This is a genomic window from Pseudomonas sp. SDO5522_S412 (assembly GCF_054071215.1).
Genome location: NZ_JBSVWQ010000399.1, coordinates 1 through 2,522, shown reverse-complemented (window position 1 = coordinate 2,522; position 2,522 = coordinate 1). Strand labels below are relative to the sequence as shown.

At 58.9% G+C, this 2,522-nt stretch carries 3 protein-coding genes; 1 reads left to right on the top strand and 2 read right to left on the bottom strand.

Features of this window, described 5'->3' with window-relative positions:
* Positions 1 to 70: 70 nt before the first annotated feature.
* A complete protein-coding gene (locus ACW9I6_RS32005; protein ID WP_003209130.1) occupies positions 71 to 958 on the bottom strand; it encodes a dihydrodipicolinate synthase family protein in 888 nt (295 codons plus the stop codon).
* A gap of 28 nt (positions 959 to 986) precedes the next feature.
* Positions 987 to 1,769, bottom strand: a complete 783-nt coding sequence (locus ACW9I6_RS32000) for an aldolase (protein WP_003209128.1) — start codon at positions 1,767 to 1,769, stop codon at positions 987 to 989.
* Between the two features lie 104 nt (positions 1,770 to 1,873).
* Here ACW9I6_RS32000 and ACW9I6_RS31995 point away from each other — a divergent pair, with 104 nt between their 5' ends.
* Entirely contained in the window at positions 1,874 to 2,416 is a 543-nt protein-coding gene (locus ACW9I6_RS31995) for a helix-turn-helix domain-containing protein (RefSeq protein WP_087692630.1), read from the top strand.
* The last annotated feature ends 106 nt before the right edge of the window (positions 2,417 to 2,522 follow it).

The window sequence follows — 2,522 nt, the reverse complement described above, 5'->3', positions numbered from 1 at the left end:
TCAGTCGACCTATTAATTGACTGACCCACCGCCTTCGCGAGCAAGCCCGCTCCCACATTTGGATTGCGTTTCAGCGCAACAGGGTCAGTAGCTCTTGCAACTGAACACGGCCTGCCTCAGCCAGCGGAAACACCGGCAGCCGTGGATCCCCCGACTCAAGGCCCGTCAGCCGCAGACCGGCCTTGATCGTCGCCGGCAAGCCACCTTTGAGGATGAAATCCAGCAACGGCAACTGGCGATAAAACAGCTCCCGCGCTTTCTCCAGGTCATTGGCCAAAACGGCTTCATACAAATCCAGGTTGAGCTGAGGAATCAGATTCGGCGCCGCCGTGCACCAACCTTTCGCACCCGCCGCAAACGCCTCCAGCGCCAGCGGATTGCAGCCGTTGTAGAACGGCACCTGGCCCTCGCTGCGCCGGTGCAATTGGTGCATGCGCTGAATATCCCCGGTGCTTTCCTTGACCATGGTCACGTTGTCGACGCTGTTGACGATGCGCAGGATCAAGTCCACCGACATGTCGGTGCCACTGGTGGCCGGGTTGTTGTAGAGCATGATCGGCACGCCGATGCTGTCGCCAATGGCCGCATAGTGGGCGAGGATTTCCGCCTCGCTGAGTTTCCAGTACGAGGCCGGCAATACCATTACCACGTCCGCGCCGTGGGCCTCGGCAAACTGCGCACGACGCACGGCCTTGGCGGTGGTCAGGTCGGAGACGCTGACGACGGTCGGCACACGCTTGCCCACCTTCTGGATGCTGTAGGCGGCGACTTCATCCCACTCTGCATCACTGAGATAGGCGCCTTCGCCGGTGCTGCCCAACGGTGCGACAGCGTGCACGCCGCTGTCGATCAGGCGGTCGATCGAAAGGCCCAGGGCGTCGAGGTCAATGCGCTGGCCGTCCGCGCTGAACGGGGTGATGGTGTAGCCGATTATGCCGTGAATAGAAGGGCTGGACATGCAAAAGTCTCCGGTCGAAAAAGGGGGTTCAGTTCAGGCAATCGGCGTGTTGGCGCAGGTTCTGCCGAGCGTAGTAGTTGAACGCGGCGCCGTGGCGCTTGGGCTTGGAAATCCAGTCATGGGCTTCGCGGCCCAGTTCCGGCAGGATCGGCTTGATCGTGCCGGCGGCCATCGCCAGCAGCTGCAACTTGGCCGCGCGTTCGATCAACTGTGCGATCACACAGGCTTCCTCGATGCTCGCCCCAGTGGACAATTGGCCGTGGTGGGAAAGCAGAATCGCGCGTTTATCCCCCAGGGCAGCGGTAATGATTTCACCTTCTTCGTTGCCCACCGGCACCCCGGGCCAGGCTTCGAGGAATGCGCAATCTTCGTACAACGGGCAGAGGTCCATGTGGGACACCTGCAACGGCACTTCCAGCATCGACAACGCAGCGATGTGGGTCGGGTGAGTGTGGATGATGCAGTTCACGTCCGGGCGACCGCGGTACACCCAGCTGTGAAAACGGTTGGCCGGGTTGGGCATGCCATGGCCTTCCAGCACCTCCAGGTCTTCGTTGACCAGCAACAGGTTGCTGGCGGTGATCTCATCAAAACCCAGGCCCAGTTGTTGGGTGTAGTAGGTGCCAGGCGTCGGGCCGCGTGCGGTGATCTGCCCGGCGAGGCCGGAGTCGTGGCCGTTTTCGAACAGGATCCGGCAGGTCAACGCCAGCTTTTGCCGGTCGGTCCACGTATTATCCGCCAGGGTGTTTTGCATCTGGGTCAGCGCCTGCTTGACCAGTTGGTCTTTCGGGAGTGCTAATGTCTTGGCCATATCAGTGTCCTTGTTCGTCGCAAATGACACTAAAGAGACTATATGACACAAAGTGTCATTAGCAAGCATTCATCATCGCCTCTTTAATGGATTAACCGCTGCGCATGTCTATCCGTTTGAAAATATTGAGAAAAAAACTTGGTGTGACGTTGGAGTCGCTCGCGGAAAAATCCGGGATGACCAAGAGTTACCTGTCGAAAGTCGAGCGCGGGTTGAATACGCCGTCGATTGCGGCGGCGCTGAAACTGGCCAAGGCGTTGAATGTGAAGGTCGAAGAATTGTTCAGCGAGGACAATGTCAGCCTCGACAGCTACAGCCTGGTGCGCAGCCACGAACGGCAGGCGTTGTCGGGCACCGATGCGTCACCGGGTTACGCGGTGCTGGCGCATCAGGTCAGTGAGCGTAGTTTGTTGCCGTTCATCATTTACCCGCCGGCGGAGTTCACCGACAAGACCTTCAAGGAACATTTGGGGGAGGAGTTTTTGTTTGTGCATGAAGGTCAGGTTGAGGTGGATTTCATGAGTGAGCGGGTGGTGTTGAATCGGGGGGATGCGTTGCATTTCAATGCGCAGAAGCCGCATCGGATTCGGTCGGTGGGGGAGGTTCAGGCGCAGCTTTTGGTGGTGGTGCATAGTGCTGAAGCGTGATGGTGGGGGTGGGGGTGGGGGCATATCCGTTATTTGGGTAACGGCCGCCTAGGGTTCCGCTCTTACAGCGGCTCACTTTTGAACAGCGCAAAAGTAAGCAAAACGC

What these genes read in the sequence shown, in the direction of transcription:
- ACW9I6_RS31995 (WP_087692630.1), top strand. Translation starts at nt 1,874, where the DNA reads ATGTCTATCCGTTTGAAAATATTGAGAAAAAAACTTGGTGTGACGTTG.
- ACW9I6_RS32005 (WP_003209130.1), bottom strand. Translation starts at nt 958, where the DNA reads ATGTCCAGCCCTTCTATTCACGGCATAATCGGCTACACCATCACCCCG.
- ACW9I6_RS32000 (WP_003209128.1), bottom strand. Translation starts at nt 1,769, where the DNA reads ATGGCCAAGACATTAGCACTCCCGAAAGACCAACTGGTCAAGCAGGCG.